This window comes from Pseudomonas sp. MWU16-30323 (genome assembly GCF_020515595.1).
In the GTDB taxonomy this organism is placed as follows: Bacteria; Pseudomonadota; Gammaproteobacteria; order Pseudomonadales; family Pseudomonadaceae; genus Aquipseudomonas; species Aquipseudomonas yamanorum.
In genome coordinates, this window is the sequence record NZ_JAIWYM010000003.1 from 290,316 (window position 1) to 314,904 (window position 24,589).

Consider the following 24,589-nt stretch of genomic DNA (forward strand, 5'->3'; position numbering starts at 1 on the left):
CAGTCCCGGTGTTAACGCTTAACTAGTACCGCGCATCCACGGGCTTCCCCCCCTTCGGCCAGTCCTTCACCTTGTCCGGGAAATCCGGACGAGGTTGTTGGGAGAAGTACCCCGCCACATCCACCGCCTCCTGATCCGACAACCCGCCCTGCCCCAACGGGAATTTCTCGTGGAAGCCAATCGGCATGTTGCGTTTCACGAACGCCGCCGCCGTGTACAGCCGCGCCATCCCCGCCCCGATATTGAACGATTGCTCGCCCCACAACGGCGGGTACACCCGTTCGCCATCCGCCCGCATCAGCCCCTGGCCATTGTCGCCATGGCACACCGCGCACTGCCTGGCGTAGACCTGCTTGCCATTCTCCAGGTCCGGCTTGATCGCAGGGTCCACCTTGCCCACCCCACGCCCGGCGACTTTATCTTCGGGCTGGGTGTTGTTTTTCATCCAGTCGAAGTACGCCACCATCGCCTGCATATCCGCCGATTCCGGCGGCAGTGGCTTGCCATTCATCGAACGCCGGAAGCAGCCGTTGATCCGCTCCTCCAGGCTCACTACCTTGCCCGCACGCGGCGCATAGCTCGGGAAGAACGCCGAGACACCCACAAACGGCGAACCATCCGCCACAGTGCCGGCGTTGAGATGGCAACTGGTGCAGTTCAAGGCATTGCCCACGTTGTTCGGCAGCAGCTCCTTGGTCTGCAGGTGCAGGCGCATGCCGCGCACCACCTGATCGGCATTTGGCGCCGCCAACAGCTCAGCCAGGCGCGGGGTTTCGAACGCTGACGAATCGGTGGTGACCGGGTTGAGCTGACCACGCATTTTCTTCACTTGGGCAGCACTGATAGGCGTGCCGTCGTTACCCCAACTGCTGCGTACGAAACTGAGGATTTCAGCGATTTCCTGATCCGCCAACCGGGCAAACCCAGGCATGGTGTAGACCCGTGGATGGGTCGCCGTTTCAGCGGTCTCCCACCCCGTCAGCGTGATATGCAGCAACGAAGTCGGGTTGTTCGAGGCAACGCCCGGGTTGCCGGCCAACTGCGGAAACAGCCCTTTCACCCCGCCGCCGTCGCTGCGGTGGCAATCACTGCAAAACTGCATGTAACCCAGGCCGCCACGGCTGGTGAACAGGTCCTTGGGCGGTGCAGCAGGTTCTTGGGCCACGGCGGGCATCGGCAGGTCATCCTTGCCCGGTGGCAAGGATTTCAAATAGGTCGCGATGGCCGTCAAGTCAGCCTCAGTGAAATGCTGGGTACTGTGATGAATCACATCGGCCATGTTGCCCGAGACCGTGGCAAAGCGGTTCTGCCCGGTCTTGAGCAATTGCACGGTGTCGTCCACCGTCCACAGGTTGCGCAGGCTCAAGGCGCGCCAGTGTTCGACAGTCTCCCCGGCCAGGTAATGCCGGCCGCTACGACCGGCATCGCTCATGGCCTTCTCCTGGAAGGCGATACCCCGCGGGGTGTGGCAAGAGCCGCAATGGCCCAGGCCCTGGACCAGGTAGGCGCCCCGGTTAAGCACTTCATCCTTCGCCGGGTCAGCCACGAACGGCTGCTTGTCGAGGAACGCAAAGTTCCACAACGCCAGGCCCCAGCGCTGGTTGAACGGGAAGCCCATCTCCGCGTCCAGGTTGGGTTTGTTCACCGCGTCCACGCCCTGCATCAGGTAGGCGAACAGGGCGCGCATATCGCCTTCGCTCATCTTCGCGTAGGACGGGTACGGCATCGCCGGGTACAGGTTCTGCCCGGCCGGCGTCACGCCTTCACGCATCACCCGGTCGAACTGCTCGAAGGTGTACTGGCCGATGCCGGTGTCGCGGTCGGGGGTGATGTTGCTCGAATAGATCGTGCCCATTGGCGTGCTCAGTTCAAGCCCGCCGGCCATGTGCGCGCCTTGCTTGGCGGTGTGGCAGGCGATGCAGTCGCCCAGTTGGGCAACGTATTTGCCCTGTTCGATCAGCGAGGGGTCGGCTTCGTTGGCGTGCAGGGGAAGGGAAAGGCACAGCACCACCCCCACAAGGCCCAGACGTGACAGGGGAAAAATCATCGCACTATTCCTTTAATAACCCGGCGTGGGGCGGTCCCCTCGGCGCAGGTCTGCAATCGTTTTTATTGGGTCATCAGGCAGATAACCGGGGCATGGTCAGCCCCAGCTTCGTTGTAGCGGATTTTTTGCGCACGGCCCTTGATGTGGATCAGGCGCCATGTTCTACAGTGGAACTCAAATCGACTAATTGACGCGGGCATCGATGTCGGCGAGGAGAGCAAGGATGCGTTATTCACCCTTTGTGGGGCGCATTGGCGGCGAATCCGTCAGTGCCTGGGATATTCACTACGCCGCCGCCGAAGCTCAACTGCGTGGCGAAGACGTGATTGTGCTCAGTGTCGGCGACCCGGACTTCGCCACACACAGCGCGATCTGTGAAACCGCCGTCGACGCCCTGCGCGCCGGCGACACCCACTACACCCATGTGCTCGGCCGCCCAAAACTGCGGGAGGCCATCGCCGCACGGCAGAGCCTGCTGCAAGGGATTGCGGTGCACGCCGACAATATCGCCCTGGTCGCCGGCGCGCAGAATGGTCTGTTCGCGGCCTGCTTGTGCCTGTTCAGCCACGGCGATGAAGTGCTGGTGCCAGAGCCGATGTACCTGACCTACGAAGCCTGCGTCCATGCCTCGGGGGCTCGTATTACAACCGTCGAGCAACCGGCCGCCAATGGCTTTCGCCTGACCCGTAGCGCGCTGCAAGCGGCCATTACCGACAAGACCCGAGGCATCGCCCTCGCTACACCGTGCAACCCCACCGGCAACGTCTACTGCCGCGAAGAGCTGGAAGCCGTCGCCGAAGTGGCACGCGCACATGACCTGTGGGTGATTTGCGATGAAGTGTATGGGCAGCTCATCTATGACGATCAACACCTGAGCATCAGCGCGTTACCCGGCATGGCCGAGCGGACGGTGGTGCTCAACAGCCTGTCGAAAAGCCACGCCATGACTGGCTGGCGGGTAGGCTGGGTGGCGGGCCCGCCCACGTTGATCAGCCATCTGGAGAACTTGCTGCTGTGCATGATTTACGGCCTGCCAGGGTTTATCCAGGCGGCGGCGATCAAGGCACTGGAGCTGGATGAGGCCGTGGTCAGCGATGCCCGCGCGGTGTATCGGCGCCGGCGTGACCTGGTGGTGAGCGAGTTGAGCGCGATCCGCGAGCTGGACTGCCGAGTCCCCCAGGCGGGCATGTTCATGCTGGTGGACGTACGCCGCACCGGACTCACGGGCCGGGAGTTCGCCTGGCAACTGTATCGCCAGACCGGCGTATCGGTGCTTGACGCCCAAGCCTTTGGCCCCAGCGCCGAAGGGTTTGTGCGGGTTTCGTTTACTGTCGCCGATGACACCCTCAGGGAGGCTTGCCGACGCATTGCCGGTTTCGTCGAAGGGCTTGGGGCCAACGCCGCGCCTTTACGTGATCGCCGATAACGGGCATAACACGCCCTTTGCCCCGTTCGAAGGACTGCCATGTCTCAAGGATTGACCTATCGCCAGGCGCACCTGGATGACCTGCACACCCTGTGCGTGCTGGGCCAGCCGCTGAACCGCCTGCACTACCAGGAACGGCCCGATATCTACCGTGACGCCACCGATCAGGTGGAGCGCGACCAGTCCCATTGGCGGCCCTGCCTGACCAGCCGGGTTCAGGCGGTGTTTCTTGCCGAGCTGCAGGGCGCGGGCGTGGGGTTTATCACCGCGCAAATCATCGAGACCGCAAGCCCCTTGCTGCAACCGCTGCGCGTCGCGCGGATCGGCTCGATCTGCGTGCTGGAGGCCCAGCGTGGCCAGGGCATTGGCCGTGAACTGATGGCGCTCGCCGAACGCTGGGCCATCCGCCAGGGCGCCGGGGATTTGCGCCTGACCGTCTGGGCCTTCAACGAACCGGCGCAACGGCTGTACGAGGAATTGGGCTACGAAAAACGCGCCTTCGAAATGGGCAAGCGCCTCGGTTAAATCGATGGACAGACCACGCGCAGCCCGGCGAATATCGACGCCCAACTTCATCAGGCACGGACGCTGACCATGCTCGACATTCTTCAGGGCACGCCCCTTTGGGTGTACGCCGTTTATCTATGGATCTGCTGGTACGGGATCAAAGCCACCCGCGGCAGCCGCGAAAACCACCGGTCACTGATGATCCTGCCGGTGGTGCTGGTGATCTGGTCGCTGCTGTCCATTGAGCATTCAACGCTGTCGATCGGCTGCTGGCTGGGCGGTGCGGCGGTGGGCAGCCTGTTGGCGATGGCGATGTTCGCGGCCAAGGGTGCACGCCTCGATGGCAACACGCTGGTGCTGCCCGGCACCTGGAAAATCCTGCTGATCTCCCAACTGTTCTTCGCCGTGAAGTATTACCTCGGTTACCAGCACGCCGTGCATCCGTTGCTGTCGAGCACCGCGCCAATGCTGGCCCTGGCGGGCGGGGCTTCGGGTTTTACCGTTGGGCTGTTTTGCGGACGGGCGATCAAGCTGCAGCGGGCGTTGGCGTCATTCAACCGCGATGAGGGCATTGTGCTGCCTTGACCTGATCCCCCTCCCCGCTGAAAATGCGCGACGCTTTTCCCGTCTCCCCGTTTACTGAAGTAGTGAAATTTCAATGTCTGATTCCCGCACCGAAGAATCCGTAGTCGCCTTGCAGTCCAAAGCTGAATACGAAAACGCCATCAATCTTTCACAGCACGTGCCGGCGGCCAAGACCATCAGTGAAATGGTGCTGGACGCGTTCCACACCTCCAAGGAAAGCGACCAGATCCGCGAGCTGCGCGTGGCCATCCGCCAGGCCCACGATGCCTTCGACGACGACAAGGCCTACGACCTGATGGGCGAGCTCAAGCAGCTCAAGGACGCCGAAGCCGCCGACAACGCCGCCCTGGAAGACCTGAACACCAAGTTCTCCATCAGCCGCATCCTGTCCAGCTTCAAGGACGACCCGGAGTTCCAGGAACTGGTCTACGGCCTGGCCCTCAAGGTGCTGAACCAGACCCACCAGGCCATCAGCAACCCGAGCACCGGCAAAGGCAAGGCTTCCCGCCCGAAGAAGGAAATGGAAGTGTTCGCCATCAGCAAGGACGGCATCAGCGTCACCCTGCCGATGCGTTCGCCGCGCTCCAAGCCGAACGTGGACCGTGAGGCGTTTGAATTCCTCGGCTTTACCTTTGTCGGTGAAGGTGATGAGGCGGAACTTGAGGTTGAAACCTTTGTGGATAACTCGGGCGCCGAGCAGCCACTGACGCGTAAAAGCATCATTACTGCATTGCAGCAGCAAACCGCATTTGATGGCTACAGCATCGCGTAGAAGCTGTCGAGCGCCAGCGAGGCTGCGATGGCAGCAACATAGCAATCGCGCCAGACACAGGCATCGCGTCGCGCCTGACGCAGCCTCGCTTAAGCTCGACAGCTGCTACATAAGATTTGAGGCATGAAAAAGCCCCGCCTTCATTAGAAGGCGGGGCTTTTTCTTGTAACCATCACACAGCAGAAAGACGATCAACCATATCCGGGAATTTTTCCACCAGTCTGATCAGGAGTGCTGCCTGGGCATTGGGCTTTGACTTGTCTTGTTCCCAGTTCTTCAACGTACCGGGGCTAGTCCGTATGCTTCTGGCGAATACAGACTGTGACATATGCAGCTTATCCCGCAGTGCCACAATTTCCTGGGCGGAGACCTCAGGGGCGGGCTTATCTTCAATAGTGCTTTGCCGAAGGGTAATCTTGCCTTCGCGCTGTGCGGCCATTTCGCTAACGCCCTGCATCAACTCTGCAAACAGATCGCGCTTTTTCATGGGGTACCTCGTGCTTTCAACTCGGCCTCTATGGCCTTCTTAAGTGCCTTCTCTTGGTCGGCAGTCAAATTTTCAAGTTCGTCCTTGTTGTATATTGCAAACATCCAAAAATGGCCATCATGGGTAAGCCAATAGTAGATGACACGTAGGCCACCTCGCTTACCTTTTCCTCGCTTTCCATCAGACCATCTCATTTTTCGAAACCCACCTGTACGGGGCATTACATCGCCCGCAGATGGGTTCAACTGCATCTCGTTTTGGAGAGCTCGATACTCATCGTCCGTTAGGTAATTGCCTACGGTGGCAGTAAAGGACGAGGTTTCGAAGAAAATAGATCTCACGCGGCAAAGTGTAGGCAAATTGCCTATACTTTTACAAACCGGAAATTATCTTTCTGACGAACTGCACCGGCGTCCTCGCGGAGGCCTATCGAAGTAAAAGCCCCGCACTTCATACCGAAGGCGGGGCTTTTGCGTTTCTGGCTAGTTGGAATGAAAACGCCGGTTCAACGCGATCCGCTTGGCCTCCACTTCCCGCAAGTGTTTGTGGTGACGCCGCCACAGCACCAGCACGATGACCAGCACCAACACTGCCAGGCCACCGCCCCACAGCAGATACGGCATCGCCGTGATCAACAATGGCGCGTCCCCACCGCGACGCAGGCTCGTCACTTCTTGGGAACTGACGCTCAGCGCCGGGTTGCCGAAGGTTTGCAGGCTGTAGTTGGCGATGGCGGCAATTTGCGCATCGTTCAGGTCGCCCCCCAGGGCCGGCATGTTCACTGCGCCGTCGGCACCTTTACGGTCGATGCCCGCGATGATCGCCATCACCAGGTTGTTGGCCTGGTTGCCGTTGAGCGCGGTGTTGAGGCTCAGGGACGGGTAGAACTTGTCCGCCGAGCCCTGGCCATCGCGGCCGTGGCAGCTGGAGCAGGCCGAGTTGTAGAGGCGTGCGCCATCCAGGCCGGTGGCGTCAGCCAATGACGCCTGATCGCCCTGGCCGGTTTCCAGGGTGCTCATGTCCACCGGCTTGACGTCGCGCACCACCCGCTCGGTCTGCCCGGGATCGCGGATCGGCGGCACGCTGTGCAGGTAGGCAGCCATGGCGTGCAGGTCGCTGTCGCTGAGGAAGCGGAAGCTGTTTTCCACGGCTTCGGCCATGCCGCCCGCCGCTTGGGCCTTGTCGGCGAGGTGACCGTTTTTCAGGAAGTTGACCAGGTCGTCCTCGCTCCAGTCCCCCAGGCCACTGACCTTGTCGGAGGTGATGTTGGGCGCGACCCAGCCACCCAGTTTGGCGCCGGCCAGGTACTGGCCGTTGTCCTCGGCCATCAAGTCATTACGTGGGGTGTGGCAGGCGCCGCAGTGGGCGAGGTTGTCCACCAGGTATTGGCCACGGCTGACCTGTTCGGTGGCGCCGGGCTTGGGCACAAAACCCTGGCTGTCGAGGAACACCAGGTTCCAGCCGAACATCAGTTGGCGGATGTTGAACGGGAACGCCAGGTGCGTTTCCGGTACCGGCTGGTCCACGGCTTTGACGCCCTGTTGCAGGTACACGTACAAGGCGTGGATGTCGTCATCACTCATGCCCTGATAGGAGGTGTAGGGCATCGCCGGGTACAGGTGCTGGCCCTTGGCGTTGATGCCTTTGCGCAAGGCGTCCGCCAGTTGCTGCTCGGTGTAGTCGCCGATGCCGTAGGCTTTGGACGGGGTGATGTTGCTGGAAATGATCTTGCCCATGGGCGAGTCGATCACATACCCGCCGGCCAGCGGCGCGCCACCGTTTTCGGCGGTGCGGTGACAGGCTTCGCAATCGCCGGCACGGGCGACATAGGCGCCCTTCTCGATCAGCGCATCGGTGTCTTCAGCGGCAAACACCGGCAAGGCGGTGAGCAGCAAGGCCAGCAGCGGAAATTTAAGCAATCCCATGACCTAGACCTCCCGCGCAATGATGTCGGCCATACGGATACTCAGCGCCACGCCGGCCAGGGTCGGGTTGATGGTGCCGGAGGCCGGGATCACCCCGGTGGTGGCGAGGAACAGGTTGGCGTGGTCGTGGGTGCGGCACTCGTGGTTGACCACTGAGTCCTTGGGGTTGGCGCCCATGATCACGGTGCCCATCAGGTGGTCGCGGTTCTGGTAGCCGGTGTTGTCTTCCACCACCGTGCCGCCCATCAGTTGCACGAAGTGCGCATAGTCTTCGGTAACGCCGGCCTTGGCCGCCTTCACGTAGTCGCCCACCTCGTAGTTGACCACCAGCATCGGGATGCCCAGGGCGTCCTTGCGGGTGCGGCTCGGGCGCACGGTGTTGGTCGAAAGCGGCAGGGTTTCGTAGACGGTGGAGACATCGACCCAGCGCGCCGCGTCATGGCGGATGCGCTCGTCCAGCTCCTTGCCGTACACGCCTTGGGCGATCAGGCGCTTGGCCACGGCGATGTTCGGCACGTTGTTGGAGATCGAGTGTTTGACCGACGCCCGTTCCTTGCGGAACTCACCGTCACGGCGATTGAAGATCCCGCCCTGCTGCACCGCACCGCGTCCCGGCCACAACGGCTCGTCGGCGATAAATTGCAGGCCTTGGCCAGTGTGGTCCATCAGGTTGCGACCGACCTGGTCGGAGGAGTTGGCCACCTCGGAGATCAGCAGCAGCTTGGGGGTTTCCAGACCGTGGGCGGCAACGATGAAGTACTTGGCGGTGAGCCGCACATCGGCGCCGGTGGAGCTGCGGTAATGGATGGCGACGATCTTGTCGTCCGCGCCTTTTTCCAGCTTGTAGGCGGTGGCGTCAGTGATCAGCTTGGCGCCGGCCTGTTCCGCATGGCGGGCGTGCACATCGCCGCTGTACATGGCACCGATGGGGCAGACCGGCATGCAGTTGTTGTTGCCGCTGCACGCCGGGCGCCCGTCGTAGGGTTCGGTGGCACGGCCATTGGGCTCATGGATAAAGTGATAACCGGCCGGGGCCATGCGTTCACGCAGGCGCTGGAACAGGTAGGTATCGCCTTCAGGCGCCATCGGATAGGGGCTTGAGCGCGGTGGGAAAGCGCCGCCGCCCTGCCCGCTCTGGTCCTGGGTGTCACTGCCGCACACGCCCAGGGCAATTTCCGCACGTACGTAATAGGGTTCCAGCTCGCTGTATTCCAGGGGCCAGTCGCGACCTACGCCGTAGAGCGTCTTGAGCTTCATATCGTTGGGCAAATAACGCCAGCACGCCGCCGCCCAGTGCCAGGTGGTACCGCCCACCAGTTTCAACATACCGGGGCGGAACTCGAAAGAACCGGTGTTCTCGATGTACTGCTCATCATAAGAATGATGGGCCCACGGCTCATTGGGATAGGGTGAGTTGTAATTGCCCTTGTTCGACGAATTACGGAAGTTCTCGACGATCTTCCAGCGGGGAATATGTTCACCCGCTTCCAGAATAATCACTGACTTGCCGAGTTTGGCCAATTCAAAGGCTGCGTTACTGCCTAATGCGCCGGAGCCAACCACGATGACATCGGCGTCAAAATCCTGATTCATAAAAGTGCCTTGTCTTAGTCGTTGGCCAGCGTGGCCGGAGGATTAACCCAATAATTGGTTTTTCCCCGGGAGTACGTCGGGATCACCGTGGCGTCCGCGGTCGGCTGATAGGCCAGCGCGCCGGTGAAGGTCACCAGCCGCGTGCCGTCGGTGGCGCGCAGGGACACCGGCGTGCCGGTGTAGCCCAGGTACCAGGCGGAGACGATTTTCTGCGTCGTATCCTTGACCACCGGGTCGCGATAGAACGGGCTGCCGGACAACTGGCCGACACTACGCAAGTGATGTTGGCCCACCTTGCTCCACAAGGCTTTCATCTTCTGCGGGAACTCGGGGTCGTTCTGGGTGCACTGGGCCAGGATGCGCAAGGACAAGGTGGCATCCACGCTCGGGCGTTCGAGGAGGAACATCGACAATTGGCGGAAGGATTCAACGTCGTCGCTGGCGGCGCTGGTGACTTCCTGCGCCAACGCAACACCGGCCCACAGCGGGGCAAACAGGCCGGCACCGGTCAAGGCTGCGCCTGAATACAGGAGTTTTCTTCGGGTTATCACGGGATATCTCCTCATGAGTCGAACCACTATCGGCGCACGGGCCAAGTTCGACTTCACTGCAAAAGGCTGAGTACTTCGTTCACGGAGGTTGAACGGACTTTAAGAGCCCTTTTTATAACTGCCAGGAGAACGCCAAGCTGTCATGCAGCTTGTTAATTATGGAGATGAGCAATAACGCGACCGTCTATAACAGCCGCTTAAACACCGTACAGCAATTCATCCCGCACTAACATGAAACATCCATTTGGATGTTTGCTCAGTCGTGCAGGTAATCCGCAAGTGGATACCTCGCGCACAAGGTTTGGGCCTGCAAACGCAGGGATTCCCGGGCATCGGGATCCAGGGTGAACTTATGCTCGTTGAGGGGCGTGACCGCGTCGAGGATTCGGCACACCAGATCAACCACCTGGCGGCATCCGTGGGCGTCCAGGTGGCGTTGCGCCAGGGAGCCGGTGCCGATACACAACCCGCCAGCGACAAATGACGGTCGAGTCTCCCCCGGTGCACGGTGCTTATCCACGATGATGCCGCACTGCTCCAGCGCCGCCTGGGCGATGGAGCCGGTGATGCCGCCACGCAAGCGGATCAGCACCGAGTGGTTTTCACTGCGTCCGCCCACCACCTCGTAGTCACAGGCCTGAAATGCGTTGGCCAGCTCGTCGGCCGTCGTGCGAACCCGCGCCATCCAGGCGTCGAAATCTGCTGACATGGCGTAGCCGAACGCCGCCGCTTTTGCCGCGATCATGTTGAAGGCCGGCGCGCCCTGCATCCGTGGGAACACGGCTTGATCGAGGAGTCGACTGAAGGTGGTCTTAAGGCCTGGCACCTTGGTTTCAGCATCGCGACCGGAAAGGATCAGGCCGCCACGCGGGCCACCCAGTTGCTTGTGAGTGCACAGCGTGGTGACGTGGGCCGCATCGATCGGGCTCGGATGGCGCCCGGTGGCGACCAGGCCGGCGATGCTCGAAATGTCCGCCAGCAGGATCGACCCGGCTTCGTCGGCAATCCTGCGGAACCGTTCGAAATCGATGACGTGCGAGTAGGCCGTCGCGCCGCAGATAATCACACGCGGGCGGTGGGCCAGCGCCAGCGTGCGCACCTGGTCGTAGTCGATCAGGCCCTTGGAAGTGGTGCCGTACCTGAGCGCCTTGTAGTACGCCCCGGTAAACGCCACAGGGCTGCCATGGCTGAAGTGCCCGCCGTGATCGGTGGCCATGCCGAGCACGGTATCTCCCGGCTCCAGCAAGGCCGCCAGCACCTGGTAGTTGGCGGTCGACCCCGAGTGTGATTGCACGCCGGCGTAGTGCGCACCGAACAGCTCACGCGCTCGGCGGATAGCCAGGGCTTCAACCCGGTCGGCGTTCTCGCACCCGGCATGATGACGCCAGCCAAGGGCGCCCTCGGCGGTCACATTGACCAGCAGCGAGGCGGACGCCGCCAGGATGTGCGGTTTCACGGCACAGGACGAAGCGGCCAGTGAGAGGGTCTGGTGTTGGCGCGTGACTTCCGCATCCAGTAGCCCCGCCAGCTCTGCGTCTTCTGCACGTAGATCCGCCAGCCCTCGTTGCAGCAGGCCGGCTTGGTGGGTAAGTGGTTGCGTGTTGACTGTCATAGTCGTGTGTTCCTTCCCTGAAAATCCCGTTCGCCTTTCCGTTGGGCGCAGGGCAATTAAGCAGAAAAATGAACATTTTCCAAATTAAATGATTCTTTTTGACCGAGCACAGGGGACAGCACCCGCTCTGCCAAGCCTGAATGCTGCCCAGTCGCCAAAAAACTGATCACGGTCTTTATTCTTGCGGCGGGCGCATGCAACACTTCGCGCCGCGGCGAAGCACGCACCCCAGCGAAACATGGACGCTCTGTGTAAAACATAAGGAAGTGGTGGGCATTTGATTCATAGAAAAGAACGCACCGAGTATTTGAAGAGCAATATCAAATACCTGATCAAAAGCCGCGGAGAGACGCAGCTGTCGTTGTGCAGCGCGGCCGGCCTGACCAGAACCACGATCTACAACATTCTGGAAGGCAAGGTCGTCAACGTACAGCAGTCCACCATCCGCAAGATCTCGGATTTCTTTGGCGTGTCCTATGAAGAAATCGAGACCCTCAACTTTGAAGAAAAAGAGATCATCGACAGCAGTATTTCCCCCCAGGGCAATATGAACCCTGCCGCCGTGCCGATCATCAAGGAAAGCCTGGTGATCGCGTGCATGGACAAGCGCATTGGCGAACTCGCCACGCTGTACCCGCTGACCTACTACTTCGGCACTTCCTACAACTTGATTGCGGTGTTGCTGGAGCATGCCATTGCCGGCGTCAACGAGCCGGGGGATTTGTTGATCGTGCAGAAAGGCACGTCGAGCGACGACAAGGAAAAGTTGGTGTACGACAGGCTCGGCAAAAAACTATTTATCACGGATGAAGCGTGTGTCAGCTCGGATCGTATCTGTGTGGTGGGAGATATCATCGAGGAGCGCTTCAATGACAACGTATGAGCACGAAGTCGAGAACAGCAAATATAAATTGCTGGGTTTTGAAAATGATAAAAGCCTGGCGGTGATTATGGTGATCGCCACGGGCAAGATCATTCGGATCAAGCTGAGCGAAGTGCTGAACAGCGAAATCATGGACAATTTAAACAAAATGGAAGTCAAGAACATGTACAAGAAGTTCTATTCACAGGGCGGCGCGCTCACCGCCTACGACATCAACGACCGTAACGAGAACTCATGGATGATTTATATCATCCTGAACCTGCTGCTCTTTACGTTCTATATCTTCACCAGCATTGCCGCGACCAAACCTATCTACCTGGAGTCACTGGGCATCATCGTCACACCGGGCACGTTTCTCTACCCGCTGACGTTTCTGATTGTGGACTTGCTCAACGAGCAGTTCGGCCTGCGACTGGCGAGACGGGCCATCCTGTTTGCGTTTGCCAGTAACGCGATGATCATCATCCTGCTCTACGGCTCGACCTTCCTCCCCGGCTTGCCCGGCTGGAAGCTCGACGGGCCGTATAACGACGTGATCATCCAGGTGTCGTCGGTGTTGATCGCGTCCTCGGTCTCGTTCCTGGTGTCGGAGAACATCAACTCGTACCTGCTGTGCAAGATCAAGGAGCTGACCAATTCCAGGTACCTGTTCCTGCGGATTTTCCTGAGTACGTTCTTCGCGGTGATTATCGACAGCTTCCTGTTCTGCTTCATCGCGTTCTACGGCGCGATGCAGACCAGCGACATCCTGAACATGATCTACGTGCAGATCGCGATCAAAGTCTGCTTTGCCTTCTTCAATATCCTGCCCGCCTATGGCGCCCGCTCGCTGTTCAAGCGCTACATCACGGGTGATAACCAGACCCAACCGCACGCCAGCTGATGATCGTTCCCACGCTCTGCGTGGGAATGCCGCGTTGGACGCTCCGCGTCCGCCTTTGTGACGCGGAGCGTCACGGGATGCATTCCCACGCGGAGCGTGGGAACGATCTACATCACGCCAGTTTGCTTTTCAGGCTCTGCATGACGGCGGCCTTGTTTTCCAGGTAGTCGTTCAGGCCCCGCGCACGAAGGTTGCACGCATCACAGTTGCCGCAGCCCGTGCCAATAATGCCGTTGTAGCAGGTCAGGGTCTGGTTGCGGATCAAGTCCAGCTGGTGGTGATCGTCCGCCAGGGCCCAGGTCTCGGCCTTGTTCAGCCACATCAGCGGCGTTTCAAGGCGCACGTCGTATTCCATGCCCAACTGAAGCGCTTTATTCAGTGCCTTGACGAACTCGTCACGGCAATCGGGATAGCCGGAGAAGTCGGTTTCACACACGCCGGTGATCACTGTTTCCGCCTTGACCTGATAGGCGTAGATCGCCGCCAGGGTCAAAAACAGAATGTTCCTGCCCGGCACGAAGGTGCTCGGCAAACTCTCGCCTGAGCTGTTTACCGTGGGTACCGGAATGTTGTCGCGGGTCAGGCTGCTGATGGCCAGCTCGTTCAACAGGGACACGTCCATCACCTTGTGAACGGTGGCACCCAGCTGTTTTGCGAGCTTCTGTGCGACTTCGATTTCCGCCACATGACGCTGGCCATAATCGAAGGTAATGCAATGCACTTCGTCATACAGCGGCAGTGCCTGGATCAGGCAGGTTGTCGAGTCCTGCCCACCACTGAATACGATAACGGCTTTTTTACTCATCACGCTGCTTCCTGCATTTGTAAGATTTGGCATAGTTTAAAGGCCCCTCAATAAAAAACCCCGCGCTTCTTTCGAAGGCGGGGTTTTTTACTGCTTGATCACTCAGTGAGCGTACGTCAGCAGCAACTCTTTCGGCACCTGGAAATCCAGGGACATCATCACGCTCAAGGCGGTGATGGTGAAGATCGAGAAGACGAACAGCTTGCGTGCCCAGACGGTGTCATCCACCGCCTTGTAGCCGGTCCAGGCCATGTACAACCAGTACATGCCCATGGCGGCGGCAACGGCGAGGTAGCTCATGCCGGCGTAGCCACTGAAGGTCAACATCAAGGTCGCCACGAGGAAGGCCAGGATGTAGAGCAGGATGTGTTTCTTGGCGACCTTGATGCCACGCTTGACCGGCAGAACCGGAATCGAGGCAGCCAGGTAGTCGTTGAAGCGGAAGATCGCGATGGCATAGGAGTGCGGCATCTGCCACAGGCTGAACATCACCAGCAGCACCAGCGCGGCCATGTCGAAGCTATTGGTCACAGCCACATAACCAATCACCGGCGGCATCGCCCCCGACAGACTGCCCACCAGCGTGCCGTGAACCGACTTGCGCTTGAGGTACAGGCTGTAGAAGCCGACGTAGATGACAAAGCCGATCACGGCAAACAGCGCCGCCAGCGGGTTGGCCACCTTGTACAACAACACCACGCCGGCGATACCCAAAACGGTCGCGAAGATCAGTGCCAGCTTCAGGGAGATAAGGCCCTGGACCAGCACACGATTCTTGGTGCGTTCCATCTTGATGTCGATATCGCGGTCGATGCAGTTGTTGAATACACAACCGGAAGCTACCACCAGGGACGTGCCGATCATCGCTGCCAGGAAAATGGCCAGATCGACATGCCCCTTGGAGGCCAGGAAGAAACCGCCTGCCACAGAAAGCACGTTACCGAAAATGATCCCCGGTTTGGTGATTTGGATAAAGTGCTTAAGCGACATCGGGTCTTACCTCACTTCGCCATCATGAACGTATGGATGCTGAACATGATCCATACCGACAGGCCAACCAGCAGGAGGATCACCAAGCCTGCGAACACGAACGCAATCACGTTATCGCGCTGAGCCTTCGAGCGGTCCAGGTGCAGGAAGTACACCAGGTGAACCAGGACCTGAATCACCGCGAACGCCAGGACGATCATCAAGGTGATCGACTTCGGCAAGGTCGGGTACATCACCAGGCCGAACGGGATGAGCGTCAGGATGACCGACAGGATGAAGCCAATGGCGTACGACTTGACGCTGCCGTGGCTGTCATCGTGGCTGTCATGGGAATGTGCATTAGCCATTACAGAGTCCCCATCAGGTAGACAACGGTGAAGACGCAGATCCAGACCACGTCCAGGAAGTGCCAGAACAGGCTCAGGCAGCTCAGGCGCGTCTTGTTGGTGTTGGTCAGGCCATGCTTGTTGACCTGATACATCATGGTCGCCATCCAGATCAGACCGGCAGTCACGTGCAGACCGTGGGTGCCTACCAGCGTGAAGAACGCCGACAGGAAGCCGCTACGGTGCGGGCCGTAACCTTCGGAGATCAGCAGGTGGAACTCGTTGACCTCCATGCCGATGAAGCCCAGGCCGAACAGGAAGGTCAGTGCCAACCAGCTCAGGACGCCTTTCTTGCTGCCCTTGTAGAAGGCCAGCATGGCGAAGCCGTAGGTGATCGAGCTGAACAACAGCAAGGCGGTTTCGCCGAGCACGTAAGGCAGTTCGAAGATGTCGTGGCCCGACGGGCCACCCGCTACGTTGTTTACCAGTACCGCGTACACCGCGAAGATCGACGCAAACAAAATGCAGTCGGTCATCAGGTAGAGCCAGAAACCGAAGACGGTCATTGGCCCCGAGTCGTGGTGATGGTCATCGTGCCCATGGTCATCGACATGGGCGTGTCCAGCATTGGTCACTAAGTTCGACATGGTTTAAGCCTGTTCCAACGAGGTTTCAACACGGTTGGCCGGGATCTTCTTCTCGGCAACCAGGCGAGCGTGTTGCTCGGCTTCGATGCGTTCGATCACGTCGACCGGCACCATGTAGCCTTGGTCATCACGGGCAGCGTGAACGATGAAGTAGCCGATGGTGCCCACCAGGCTCACGATGGCCAGCCACCAGATGTGCCAGATCATCGCGAAACCGAAGACGGTCAACAGCGCACCCATCACAACGCCGGTAGCGGTGTTGTTAGGCATGTGGATCGGTTCGTAACGTGCCGGCTTCTGGTACGCAGTACCGTCTTCCTTGGCTTCGGTGAACGGATCGATGCTGTCAGCCTTCGGCAGTACGGCAAAGTTGTAGAACGGAGGTGGCGACGAAGTCGACCATTCCAGGGTGTGTGCATTCCATGGGTCGCCGGATTCGCACAGGTTCTGCTTGCGATCACGCACGCTGACATACAGCTGGATCAACTGGCAGGCGATACCGACAGCAATCATCAGCGCACCGACCATGGCAACGTACAGGTACGGTACCCACTCAGGGTTGGTGGTGGCGTTCAGACGACGGGTCATGCCCATGAAGCCCAGTGCATAGAGCGGCATGAACGCGACGAAGAAGCCCGAGATCCAGAACCAGAATGCAGCCTTGCCCCAGCCTTCGTGCAGCTTGAAGCCGAACGCTTTCGGGAAGTAGAAGCTGAAGCCTGCGATGTAGCCGAATACTGCGCCGCCGATGATCACGTTATGGAAGTGAGCAATCACGAACAGGCTGTTGTGCAGTACGAAGTCAGCACCCGGGATGGCCAGCAGTACGCCGGTCATGCCGCCGATCGCGAAGGTCACCATGAAGCCCAGGGTCCACAGAACCTGGCTGGTGATACGCAGACGACCGTGATAGATGGTGAATAGCCAGTTAAATAGCTTCACCCCCGTCGGGATGGAAATCAGCATCGTCGCCAGTCCGAAGAACGCGTTGACGCTGGCCCCCGAACCCATGGTGAAGAAGTGGTGCAGCCACACCATGAAGCCCAGTACCGAGATCGCGCCCGAGGCGTAGATCATCGAGTGGTGACCGAACAGGCGCTTGCCCGAGAAGGTCGAGATCACTTCAGAGAAAATACCGAACGCTGGCAGGATCAGGATGTACACCTCAGGGTGACCCCATGCCCAGAACAGGTTCACGTACATCATTGGATTGCCACCAAGTTCATTGGTGAAAATGTGGAAATCCAGGTAACGGTCAAGCGACAGCAACGCCATGGTTGCAGCCAGGATCGGGAACGATGCAACGATCAGAACGTTGGCCCAGGTGCAGGTCCAGGTGAAGATCGGCATGTCCATCAGCTTCATGCCCGGGGCGCGCATTTTCAAGACGGTGGCCAGGAAGTTGACCCCCGTCAGTGTCGTCCCGAGTCCTGATAACTGTAGCGCCCAGATGTAGTAATCCACACCCACGCCCGGACTGTAGGCCAGGCCCGACAATGGCGGATACGCAACCCAACCGGTCTTGGCGAATTCGCCGACGCCCAGGGACAGGTTGATCAGCACTACGCCGGACACCAGCAGCCAGAAGCTCAGGGAGTTCAGGAACGGGAACGCAACGTCACGCGCACCGATCTGCAGCGGCAAGGCAAGGTTCATCAGGCCGGTGAAGAAAGGCATCGCCATGAAGATGATCATGATCACACCGTGGGCGGTGAAGATCTGGTCATAGTGTTCAGGAGGCAGGTAGCCAGGCGAACCCTCGGTGGCCATGGCCAACTGGGTACGCATCATGATGGCGTCGGCAAAACCACGCAGCAGCATGACCATGGCAACGATGACGTACATGACGCCGATTTTCTTGTGGTCGACCGAAGTCAGCCACTCGGTCCACAGGTAGGTCCACTTCTTGAAGTAAGTGATACCTGCAAACAGTGCCAGACCACCCAGCGCGATCATGGCGATGGTCACCATCACGATCGGCTCGTGGAACGGGACCGCATCCCAACTTAATTTACCAAACATCGTTTACTCCTCTGCCCCAGCAGTTGAATGCGAGCCCGTGTCAGAACCTTCAACCGCGGCCACTTCTTTCTTCTCGTGCTCGATCGGCTTGCCTGGCTTCATACCTTCGTACTTGTCGACGATTTTCTGAAACAGGTCCGGCTCGTACGTGGAGTACAGGGCGACTGGGTTGTTCTGGCTTGGTTTGGCAAGGGCGTCGTATTCAGCTTGATCAAGCTGTTTAGGTGCGGCCTTGACTTCGGCTACCCAGGCGTTGAAATCTTCCTGGCTCGTCGAGATCGCTTTGAATTTCATGCCGGTGAAGCCAGCACCGCTGTAGTTAGCGGAGATGCCTTCCATTTCAGCTTTCTCGTTCGCGATCAGGTGCAGACGGGTCTGCATGCCTGCCATCGCGTAGATCTGGCCACCCAGTGCAGGGATGAAGAACGAGTTCATCACGGCGTCGGAGGTGATCCGGAAATTAAGCGGGGTGTTCTCCGGGAACCGGATCTGGTTCACCGTGGCGATACCCAGGTCCGGGTAGATGAACAGCCACTTCCAGTCCAGCGCGACCACTTCGATGTTGATCGGCTTGACGTCGGAGTCCAGCGGACGGTACGGGTCCAGCTCATGGGTCGACTTATAGGTGATGTAACCCAGGGCGATGATGATGAGGATCGGCACCAGCCACACCGCGATTTCAATCTTGGTGGAGTGCGACCACTTCGGCGCGTAGGTGGCGCTGGTGTTCGACGCGCGGTATTTCCAGGCGAACGCGAACGTCATGATGATCACGGGCACCACGACCAACAGCATCAGCAGGGTGGCGGTGATGATCAGGTTGCGTTGATCCAGACCGACCTGACCTTTAGGGTCGAGCAAGGTCCACTTGCAGCCTCCCAGCATTAACATCATGCCAAGCAGCGGCAAAAAGCCTAGTAATCGGGGGTACCTGTTTTTACTCATCTCACGACCTCTAAAGCAGCTTGCGCAATGCAGTTGGGTTTTGATCGCCAACACTTCACCCTGCCAAGGGTTGGCATTTCTCTTCGATTGAATAAGGGCCTGCCCGTCGCGCCTTGCGCGAATCGACACGTCCCGGGCTAGCGGTGAGTTCTTATTCGAATTCGTTGGTCAAAGGCCTTGTTACAGACCAATTCCATTTGGTGCGGATAGTTGAAAGGCTGCCGGCACCTGGGATCGCACGAAACGTTACACCCGCTTCTCGACCGCCCTAGTTTGCTCAGGGGTGAGCAGCACCGGACATTCAATGCGGGCGATTGTAGTTAGCTAGCGATGTATAAACCATGTCTTATCCAGAAATAATTTTTATCGTTTCCAGCAATAATCCTTCACCATTATTGCAAAGGTCCGTGATCGTATCGCGTTTGATTCTCGACAAAAACCACAAAAAATGCCGTGTTATTGGGCATTTCGCCACTTCCCCCACAAGCTGTAGGGGCATCAAAAACGCATCCAAGTGCCCTAAAAACAAGGCATTCGTACATCAGGCAATGTCACGGAACTCAAGCCGCTCGCGGCACCGGCCAGACGACGAACTGACAGCCACAAAACGCCGTTTCATGCAAATTTATGCCGCGTTTACGGGCGTGAGAAACGTCCTGCGACAGCTTCCGTGTGACAACATGTCGCATGCTGCGCGCACCCAAACTTGCCCCGCGTCACGGTCCCTTCACAAAATGCCTACAAACAAAAACGCCCCGGCCTTCTTACAGGAAGGCCGGGGCGTTTGATCATCTACGGATCAGGCTTTGCTCTGGCGATTACGGTAAATGCCCAGTGGCACCAGGATCACCGTCAGCACAAAGGCCACCAGCGCCCATTGGGCCAGGGACAGGCCGAGAATGGGCGGGTAAGGCGTCTCGCAGAAACCGTCGACCTGGAAGCCGAGGGGAAACACCGATGCCAGCGGCAAGCCATCGACAATCGGTTGCAGCACATCGATGCCGCAGCTGACCTTCGGAAAGAACTGGATGTACACGTGATAGCCGGCGGCAGCGACACCCCCGAGGGCGCTGAGTGTCACCAGTGCTTCAAACAGCGTGACACTGCGGGTGGTGCGCATGGCGGCACCGATGAAGGCGAAGATCGCGATCAGCAGCAAGGCATAACGTTGCAGGATGCACAGCGGGCACGGCGCCTCGCCCAGCACCACCTGCATGTACAGCGCCCCGCCGATCAGCGCCAGGCAGATGATGCCCAGCAGTACCAGAAAGCGTCGCTCCCTGCCCAAACGCAATTCGTCGATCATCCCCGTTTCCCTTTAGCCAATGTTGGTTGTGCCAATGGCCGCAAGTTTACACGTGGACGGTGAAAGTTGAGCTGTTGGCGTGAGGAGGTTTAAACAGGAGGCATTAACAGGAGATTAATCAGGGAAAATGGAGATCAAAATGTGGGAGCGGGCTTGCTCGCGAAGGTGGAGTGTCAGTCACTGAATGTGCTTCTGATACATCGCCTTCGCGAGCAAGCCCGCTCCCACATTTTTGACCGAGTAAGTTATTCCAAGGCCGACGCCGGCCCAAAGAACTCATACCGGCTCTGCTTCTCCGGCACACCCAAGGCCTTCAAGTGACGCTTGATCGCCGCCATGAAGCCTTTAGGCCCCAGGAAGTACGCATCCACATCACGCTCTTGCGGCAACCACGCCGCCAGTTGCTCCTGGCTCAGCATGCCGACCTTGTCCGCCGCCGGGCTCACGCCATCATCTTCGGCGTAGCAATAAAAACGCTTGAGCTGCGGATGCTGCGCCGCCAGGCCATCCACCCACTCACGGAACGCATGCACGCCGCCATTACGCGCACAGTGGATAAAGTGGATCGGGCGCTCGGTGGCCAGGGCCGCTTCCAGCATCGGCAGGGTTGGCGTGATGCCCACACCGCCACTGATCAGTACCAAGGGCTTGTCGCTGGCCGCCAACGTGAACTCCCCCGATGGCGGGAACAGATCGATGGTTGCGCCCACTTGGAACTGGTCATGCAGGTAGTTCGACACCCGGCCACCGGCTTCGCGCTTGACGCTGATGCGGTACTGGCCCGAGTCGCCACGCGCCGACAGGGAATAGTTGCGGCGCACTTCCTCGCCCTCCAGCACCAGCTTCATGCCAATGTATTGCCCAGGCTCGGCGGCCAGGATCGGGCCGTTATCCACAGGCGCGAAGTAGAACGAGATAATTTCCGCACTCTCTTCCACTCGCTTGACCAGCGTGAACGGCCGCGCGCCACGCCAGCCGCCCGGCGCTTCTTCCTTCTCTTTATAGATAGCCGCTTCGGCACCGATCAGGATGTCGGCCAGTTGGCCATAGGCAGCGCCCCAAGCGCTCATCACTTCAGGGGTGGCGATTTCACTGCCCAGTACCTCGGAAATTGCCCGCAGCAGGCACGTACCGACAATCGGGTAGTGCTCCGGCAGGATCTGCAAAGCAACGTGCTTGTTGATGATCTTTGCCACCAGGTCGCCCAACTGGTCCAGTTGGTCGATGTGGCGGGCGTACATCAGCACGCCGTTGGCCAGCGCCCGGGGCTGGTCGCCACTGGCCTGGTGGGCCTGGTTGAACAGCGGGCGCACTTGCGGGTACTCGGACAGCATCATGCGGTAGAAATGGGTGATCAGGGCTTCGCCGCCACTTTCCAGCAGGGGCACGGTGGATTTGACGATGGCACGGTCTTGGGCACTAAGCATGGCAGACTCCTGAGTCTTCTTACTGAATACCCTTTACTACTCAGCATTCATGCCAACTAATAAAGCCTTATAAATCAATAGCTTGAATTTAATGTAGTCAGTATGACTTCCTACGCCTTATAGTCACTATGACTACAAGGAGTCATTATGACTGCGAAGCCGCTGCTCACTACCCTGCTGCCCCTGGTCGCCGACCTCTCCCGCGAGCTGCCCGAAGGCGAGCGCTATCGACGCCTGCTCCAGGCCATGCGCGCCCTGCTGCCCTGCGACGCCGCCGCCCTGCTGCGCCTCGACGGCGAATGGCTGGTACCGCTGGCGGTGGACGGCTTGAGCACCGACACCCTCGGCCGGCGCTTCAAGGTCAGCGAACACCCGCGCTTTGCCGTGCTGCTGAGCAGCCCCGGCCCTACCCGTTTTGACAGCGACAGCGAACTGCCCGACCCCTATGACGGCTTGGTGGATGGCCTGCACGGGCACCTGGAAGTCCATGACTGCATGGGCTGCCCGCTGTTTGTCGACGACCAACCCTGGGGCCTGCTGACCCTCGACGCCCTGGACACCGAGCGTTTCGAACGGGTGGAACTGGATGCCTTGCAAGCCTTCGCCAGCCTCGCCGCCGCGACGGTGAATGTTGCCGAACGCATCGAACGCCTGGCCCTGCGGGCCGAAGACGAACACCAGCGCGCCGAAATCTACCGCCAGGCCAGCGGCCAGCAGCACAAGGAAATGATCGGCCAGAGCAAGACCCACAAACGCCTGGTGGAAGAAATCAACCTGGTGGGCGGCAGCGACCTGACGGTGTTGATCACCGGCGAGACCGGTGTCGGCAAGGAGCTGGTGGCCCAGGCGATCCACGCCGCCTCATCCCGCGCCGAAAAACCGCTGATCAGCCTCAACTGCGCCGCCCTGCCGGAAACCCTGGTGGAAAGCGAGCTGTTCGGCCATGTACGCGGGGCGTTTACCGGCGCGCTGAACGAACGCCGGGGCAAGTTCGAGTTGGCGAATGGCGGCACGCTGTTCCTGGATGAGGTGGGCGAGTTGTCACTCACCGTGCAGGCCAAGCTGCTGCGGGTGTTGCAGAGCGGCCAGCTGCAGCGACTGGGATCCGACAAGGAGCATCAGGTGGATGTACGCCTGATCGCTGCCACTAACCGGGATCTGGCCGAAGAAGTGCGCAGCGGCCGCTATCGTGCCGACTTCTATCACCGCTTGAGTGTGTACCCGCTGCAAGTGCCGGCCTTGCGCGAGCGGGGTCGCGATGTGCTGTTGCTGGCGGGCTTTTTCCTTGAACAGAACCGCTCACGCATGGGCCTGGGCAGCCTGCGCCTGACCAGCGATGCCCAGGCGGCACTGCTGGCTTATACGTGGCCCGGCAATGTGCGCGAACTGGAACACCTGATCGGCCGCAGCGCCCTGAAAGCCCTGGGCAACTGCCGGGAACGGCCGAAGATTCTCAGCCTCAGTGCAGCGGACCTGGACTTGCCGAACGTCAGCGCGCCGCAGCTCGAAGCGCCGCCCGAAGTGCCGAACGTCACCGGCGACCTGCGCCTGGCTACCGAGAACTACCAGCGCCAGGTCATCAGTGCCTGCCTGGAACGCCACCAGCACAACTGGGCCAGCGCCGCCCGCGAACTGGGCCTGGACCGGGCCAACCTGGGACGGATGGCCAAGCGCCTGGGCCTGAAGTAGCGAACGGTGATTCTCCGGTAAAGGAGATCAAATGTGGGAGCTGTCGAGCTTTAGCGAGGCTGCGATGGCATCACAGCGGTGTACCTGCAAGACCGCAGCGCCTGAATCGCCGCCTCGCTCGGTCTCGACAGCGCCCACACTAGACCTGCTTCGCCTTGTAGATTGGATTGATTGGCGCGCTGGCCTTGGGCTTACGAAACACCAACACATTCCCCAGCATCACCAGCACCAGCCCCGCCAACGCGGGCGCTGTCCACTGATAGCCTTCGGCAAACGCCGAGACGTTCAACGCCACCACCGGGAACAGCACGGTGCAATACGCCGCCCGCTCCGGCCCCATGCGCCCGACCAGGGTCAGGTAGGCGGTAAAACCGATCACCGAGCCCGGGATCACCAGGTACAGCAACGAACCGATGTAGCGGCTGTTCCATTCCATGTCGAACGGAATGCCCTGCACCGCGCAGTACATCGCCAGCATCGACGCGCCATAGGCCATGCCCCAGGCATTGGTGGTCAGCGGCTTGAGGCCGGCCTTCTGTTGCAGGCTCGACAGCAGGTTGCCCGCCGAGAAACACATCGTGCCGAGCAGCGCCAAACCCAGGCCAAGCAAGGTTTGCGGGCTGGCGGTGTGCCCCACCAGTTCCGGCCAGAACAACAGCCCCAGGCCCAGCAACCCGAGGCCGCCGCCCATCAACACATTGCGTGCGACTTTCTGGCCGAAAAACACCCGGGCGTTCAGCGCGTTCCACAAAGTGGCCGTCGAGAACACCACCGCCACCAGCCCGCTGGGAATCCACTGGCTGGCCGTCAGGAAGCACATGAAGTTGACGCAAAACAGGCACAAGCCCTGGGCCAGGCAGATCAAGTGCCCGCGACGGTTCATCACCTGCAGCTTGCGGCTGAGCAGCAGCATCACGAACAGCACCAGCGCCGCCAAGCCAAAGCGATAAACGATGGACACCGGAATCGCGACCACGCCCAGTTGCCATTTGAGGGCAATCCAGGTGGTGCCCCAGATCAGTACGGTGAGTAAATACAGGAAAAGGTTCATGGCGGGCTCCGAGGGTTGAGCCACAGTTTCGCCCCGGGCGGCACCCAGCCTCTTGCACATTCTTGCGCTTTTGTCGGCTGCCGGGATCACAGGCATCGCCGCTGGGCGTA

At 59.7% G+C, this 24,589-nt stretch carries 23 protein-coding genes and 1 pseudogene; 8 read left to right on the plus strand and 16 right to left on the minus strand.

Translation table 11 applies throughout. The features are described from left to right. Positions 1 to 22 precede the first annotated feature (22 nt). Positions 23 to 2,047 carry a c-type cytochrome gene (locus LIY45_RS06245; protein ID WP_226475689.1) on the minus strand — a complete coding sequence of 675 codons (2,025 nt, stop codon included), beginning with the start codon at positions 2,045 to 2,047 and terminating at the stop codon, positions 23 to 25. Positions 2,048 to 2,270: 223 nt separating this feature from the next. Between LIY45_RS06245 and LIY45_RS06250 the strand changes: the two genes are divergently transcribed. The 4 genes from LIY45_RS06250 to LIY45_RS06265 all read left to right on the plus strand — a co-directional run bounded on the left by LIY45_RS06250 (position 2,271) and on the right by LIY45_RS06265 (position 5,337). Continuing rightward, positions 2,271 to 3,473 (plus strand): aminotransferase class I/II-fold pyridoxal phosphate-dependent enzyme, encoded by a 1,203-nt coding sequence (locus tag LIY45_RS06250; protein WP_226475690.1) that lies wholly within the window; start codon positions 2,271 to 2,273, stop codon positions 3,471 to 3,473. A gap of 39 nt (positions 3,474 to 3,512) precedes the next feature. Then, positions 3,513 to 3,998, plus strand: coding sequence for a GNAT family N-acetyltransferase (locus LIY45_RS06255; protein ID WP_226475691.1), 486 nt, complete (start codon positions 3,513 to 3,515; stop codon positions 3,996 to 3,998). Between the two features lie 69 nt (positions 3,999 to 4,067). Continuing rightward, positions 4,068 to 4,565 carry a hypothetical protein gene (locus LIY45_RS06260; RefSeq protein WP_226475692.1) on the plus strand — a complete coding sequence of 166 codons (498 nt, stop codon included), beginning with the start codon at positions 4,068 to 4,070 and terminating at the stop codon, positions 4,563 to 4,565. Positions 4,566 to 4,638: 73 nt separating this feature from the next. Next, a complete protein-coding gene (locus tag LIY45_RS06265) occupies positions 4,639 to 5,337 on the plus strand; it encodes a hypothetical protein (protein WP_017480062.1) in 699 nt (232 codons plus the stop codon). Between the two features lie 172 nt (positions 5,338 to 5,509). Here the strand turns inward: LIY45_RS06265 and LIY45_RS06270 are convergent, their stop codons facing one another. From LIY45_RS06270 to LIY45_RS06295, 6 genes are all read right to left on the minus strand, one after another. Beyond that, the gene (locus LIY45_RS06270) at positions 5,510 to 5,824 is read right to left on the minus strand and encodes a helix-turn-helix domain-containing protein (protein WP_017480061.1); all 315 of its coding nucleotides are present in this window, start codon (positions 5,822 to 5,824) and stop codon (positions 5,510 to 5,512) included. Beyond that, a complete protein-coding gene (locus tag LIY45_RS06275; RefSeq protein WP_226475728.1) occupies positions 5,821 to 6,165 on the minus strand; it encodes a toxin in 345 nt (114 codons plus the stop codon). Before LIY45_RS06275 ends, LIY45_RS06270 begins: the two co-directional genes overlap by 4 nt. A gap of 141 nt (positions 6,166 to 6,306) precedes the next feature. Beyond that, entirely contained in the window at positions 6,307 to 7,749 is a 1,443-nt protein-coding gene (locus LIY45_RS06280; RefSeq protein ID WP_226475693.1) for a c-type cytochrome, read from the minus strand. Positions 7,750 to 7,752: 3 nt separating this feature from the next. After that, on the minus strand, positions 7,753 to 9,342 hold the full coding sequence (locus tag LIY45_RS06285; protein ID WP_167662841.1) for a GMC family oxidoreductase: 1,590 nt from the start codon (positions 9,340 to 9,342) through the stop codon (positions 7,753 to 7,755). A 14-nt stretch (positions 9,343 to 9,356) separates the two neighbouring features. Next, a complete protein-coding gene (locus LIY45_RS06290; RefSeq protein ID WP_226475694.1) occupies positions 9,357 to 9,893 on the minus strand; it encodes a sorbitol dehydrogenase family protein in 537 nt (178 codons plus the stop codon). 256 nt (positions 9,894 to 10,149) lie between these two features. Continuing rightward, positions 10,150 to 11,505: a serine hydroxymethyltransferase gene (locus LIY45_RS06295; RefSeq protein ID WP_226475695.1), complete on the minus strand. Its 1,356-nt coding sequence runs from the start codon at positions 11,503 to 11,505 to the stop codon at positions 10,150 to 10,152. A gap of 277 nt (positions 11,506 to 11,782) precedes the next feature. On the opposite strand from LIY45_RS06295, the gene LIY45_RS06300 reads away from it, so the two are divergent. Together LIY45_RS06300 and LIY45_RS06305 are read left to right on the plus strand one after the other, a co-directional pair. Then, positions 11,783 to 12,388 (plus strand): helix-turn-helix transcriptional regulator, encoded by a 606-nt coding sequence (locus LIY45_RS06300; RefSeq protein WP_226475696.1) that lies wholly within the window; start codon positions 11,783 to 11,785, stop codon positions 12,386 to 12,388. Beyond that, on the plus strand, positions 12,375 to 13,271 hold the full coding sequence (locus tag LIY45_RS06305; protein WP_226475697.1) for a queuosine precursor transporter: 897 nt from the start codon (positions 12,375 to 12,377) through the stop codon (positions 13,269 to 13,271). The genes LIY45_RS06300 and LIY45_RS06305 overlap by 14 nt, the downstream gene beginning before the upstream one ends. Before the next feature lie 112 nt (positions 13,272 to 13,383). Here LIY45_RS06305 and queC read toward each other — a convergent pair whose 3' ends face one another. The 6 genes from queC to cyoA form a co-directional block, all read right to left on the minus strand. Further along, entirely contained in the window at positions 13,384 to 14,076 is a 693-nt protein-coding gene (gene queC / locus LIY45_RS06310) for a 7-cyano-7-deazaguanine synthase QueC (RefSeq protein ID WP_226475698.1), read from the minus strand. A 102-nt stretch (positions 14,077 to 14,178) separates the two neighbouring features. Continuing rightward, positions 14,179 to 15,066: a heme o synthase gene (gene cyoE / locus LIY45_RS06315; protein ID WP_017480052.1), complete on the minus strand. Its 888-nt coding sequence runs from the start codon at positions 15,064 to 15,066 to the stop codon at positions 14,179 to 14,181. 11 nt (positions 15,067 to 15,077) lie between these two features. Continuing rightward, the gene (gene cyoD, locus LIY45_RS06320; RefSeq protein WP_003216374.1) at positions 15,078 to 15,413 is read right to left on the minus strand and encodes a cytochrome o ubiquinol oxidase subunit IV; all 336 of its coding nucleotides are present in this window, start codon (positions 15,411 to 15,413) and stop codon (positions 15,078 to 15,080) included. Next, complete coding sequence (locus tag LIY45_RS06325; RefSeq protein ID WP_008435616.1) at positions 15,413 to 16,039, minus strand: cytochrome o ubiquinol oxidase subunit III; 627 nt, start codon at positions 16,037 to 16,039, stop codon at positions 15,413 to 15,415. Before LIY45_RS06325 ends, cyoD begins: the two co-directional genes overlap by 1 nt. 3 nt (positions 16,040 to 16,042) lie before the next feature. Beyond that, positions 16,043 to 18,061 carry a cytochrome o ubiquinol oxidase subunit I gene (gene cyoB / locus LIY45_RS06330; RefSeq protein WP_010170338.1) on the minus strand — a complete coding sequence of 673 codons (2,019 nt, stop codon included), beginning with the start codon at positions 18,059 to 18,061 and terminating at the stop codon, positions 16,043 to 16,045. Between the two features lie 3 nt (positions 18,062 to 18,064). Continuing rightward, positions 18,065 to 19,006: a ubiquinol oxidase subunit II gene (gene cyoA, locus LIY45_RS06335; protein ID WP_008435619.1), complete on the minus strand. Its 942-nt coding sequence runs from the start codon at positions 19,004 to 19,006 to the stop codon at positions 18,065 to 18,067. A 27-nt stretch (positions 19,007 to 19,033) separates the two neighbouring features. Between cyoA and LIY45_RS30780 the strand changes: the two are divergent. Next, positions 19,034 to 19,278: pseudogene (locus tag LIY45_RS30780) on the plus strand (hypothetical protein). 527 nt (positions 19,279 to 19,805) lie between these two features. Here the strand turns inward: LIY45_RS30780 and LIY45_RS06340 are convergent. Both LIY45_RS06340 and hmpA read right to left on the minus strand, forming a co-directional pair. After that, a complete protein-coding gene (locus LIY45_RS06340) occupies positions 19,806 to 20,312 on the minus strand; it encodes a disulfide bond formation protein B (protein ID WP_226475699.1) in 507 nt (168 codons plus the stop codon). 245 nt (positions 20,313 to 20,557) lie between these two features. After that, positions 20,558 to 21,739: an NO-inducible flavohemoprotein gene (gene hmpA / locus LIY45_RS06345; RefSeq protein ID WP_226475700.1), complete on the minus strand. Its 1,182-nt coding sequence runs from the start codon at positions 21,737 to 21,739 to the stop codon at positions 20,558 to 20,560. Positions 21,740 to 21,886: 147 nt separating this feature from the next. Here hmpA and norR point away from each other — a divergent pair, with 147 nt between their 5' ends. Next, positions 21,887 to 23,428: a nitric oxide reductase transcriptional regulator NorR gene (norR, locus tag LIY45_RS06350; protein ID WP_226475701.1), complete on the plus strand. Its 1,542-nt coding sequence runs from the start codon at positions 21,887 to 21,889 to the stop codon at positions 23,426 to 23,428. 139 nt (positions 23,429 to 23,567) lie between these two features. Here norR and LIY45_RS06355 read toward each other — a convergent pair whose 3' ends face one another. After that, a complete protein-coding gene (locus LIY45_RS06355; protein ID WP_226475702.1) occupies positions 23,568 to 24,479 on the minus strand; it encodes a DMT family transporter in 912 nt (303 codons plus the stop codon). Between the last annotated feature and the right edge of the window lie 110 nt (positions 24,480 to 24,589).

Coding starts and splice junctions, on each gene's coding strand:
- LIY45_RS06305 (WP_226475697.1), top strand. CDS start 12,375: ATGACAACGTATGAGCACGAAGTCGAGAACAGCAAATATAAATTGCTG.
- cyoD (WP_003216374.1), bottom strand. CDS start 15,413: ATGGCTAATGCACATTCCCATGACAGCCACGATGACAGCCACGGCAGC.
- LIY45_RS06265 (WP_017480062.1), top strand. CDS start 4,639: ATGTCTGATTCCCGCACCGAAGAATCCGTAGTCGCCTTGCAGTCCAAA.
- cyoB (WP_010170338.1), bottom strand. CDS start 18,061: ATGTTTGGTAAATTAAGTTGGGATGCGGTCCCGTTCCACGAGCCGATC.
- LIY45_RS06260 (WP_226475692.1), top strand. CDS start 4,068: ATGCTCGACATTCTTCAGGGCACGCCCCTTTGGGTGTACGCCGTTTAT.
- LIY45_RS06270 (WP_017480061.1), bottom strand. CDS start 5,824: ATGAAAAAGCGCGATCTGTTTGCAGAGTTGATGCAGGGCGTTAGCGAA.
- LIY45_RS06255 (WP_226475691.1), top strand. CDS start 3,513: ATGTCTCAAGGATTGACCTATCGCCAGGCGCACCTGGATGACCTGCAC.
- queC (WP_226475698.1), bottom strand. CDS start 14,076: ATGAGTAAAAAAGCCGTTATCGTATTCAGTGGTGGGCAGGACTCGACA.
- LIY45_RS06355 (WP_226475702.1), bottom strand. CDS start 24,479: ATGAACCTTTTCCTGTATTTACTCACCGTACTGATCTGGGGCACCACC.
- LIY45_RS06340 (WP_226475699.1), bottom strand. CDS start 20,312: ATGATCGACGAATTGCGTTTGGGCAGGGAGCGACGCTTTCTGGTACTG.
- cyoA (WP_008435619.1), bottom strand. CDS start 19,006: ATGAGTAAAAACAGGTACCCCCGATTACTAGGCTTTTTGCCGCTGCTT.
- LIY45_RS06285 (WP_167662841.1), bottom strand. CDS start 9,342: ATGAATCAGGATTTTGACGCCGATGTCATCGTGGTTGGCTCCGGCGCA.
- LIY45_RS06295 (WP_226475695.1), bottom strand. CDS start 11,505: ATGACAGTCAACACGCAACCACTTACCCACCAAGCCGGCCTGCTGCAA.
- LIY45_RS06250 (WP_226475690.1), top strand. CDS start 2,271: ATGCGTTATTCACCCTTTGTGGGGCGCATTGGCGGCGAATCCGTCAGT.
- norR (WP_226475701.1), top strand. CDS start 21,887: ATGACTGCGAAGCCGCTGCTCACTACCCTGCTGCCCCTGGTCGCCGAC.
- cyoE (WP_017480052.1), bottom strand. CDS start 15,066: ATGTCGCTTAAGCACTTTATCCAAATCACCAAACCGGGGATCATTTTC.
- hmpA (WP_226475700.1), bottom strand. CDS start 21,739: ATGCTTAGTGCCCAAGACCGTGCCATCGTCAAATCCACCGTGCCCCTG.
- LIY45_RS06280 (WP_226475693.1), bottom strand. CDS start 7,749: ATGGGATTGCTTAAATTTCCGCTGCTGGCCTTGCTGCTCACCGCCTTG.
- LIY45_RS06325 (WP_008435616.1), bottom strand. CDS start 16,039: ATGTCGAACTTAGTGACCAATGCTGGACACGCCCATGTCGATGACCAT.
- LIY45_RS06245 (WP_226475689.1), bottom strand. CDS start 2,047: ATGATTTTTCCCCTGTCACGTCTGGGCCTTGTGGGGGTGGTGCTGTGC.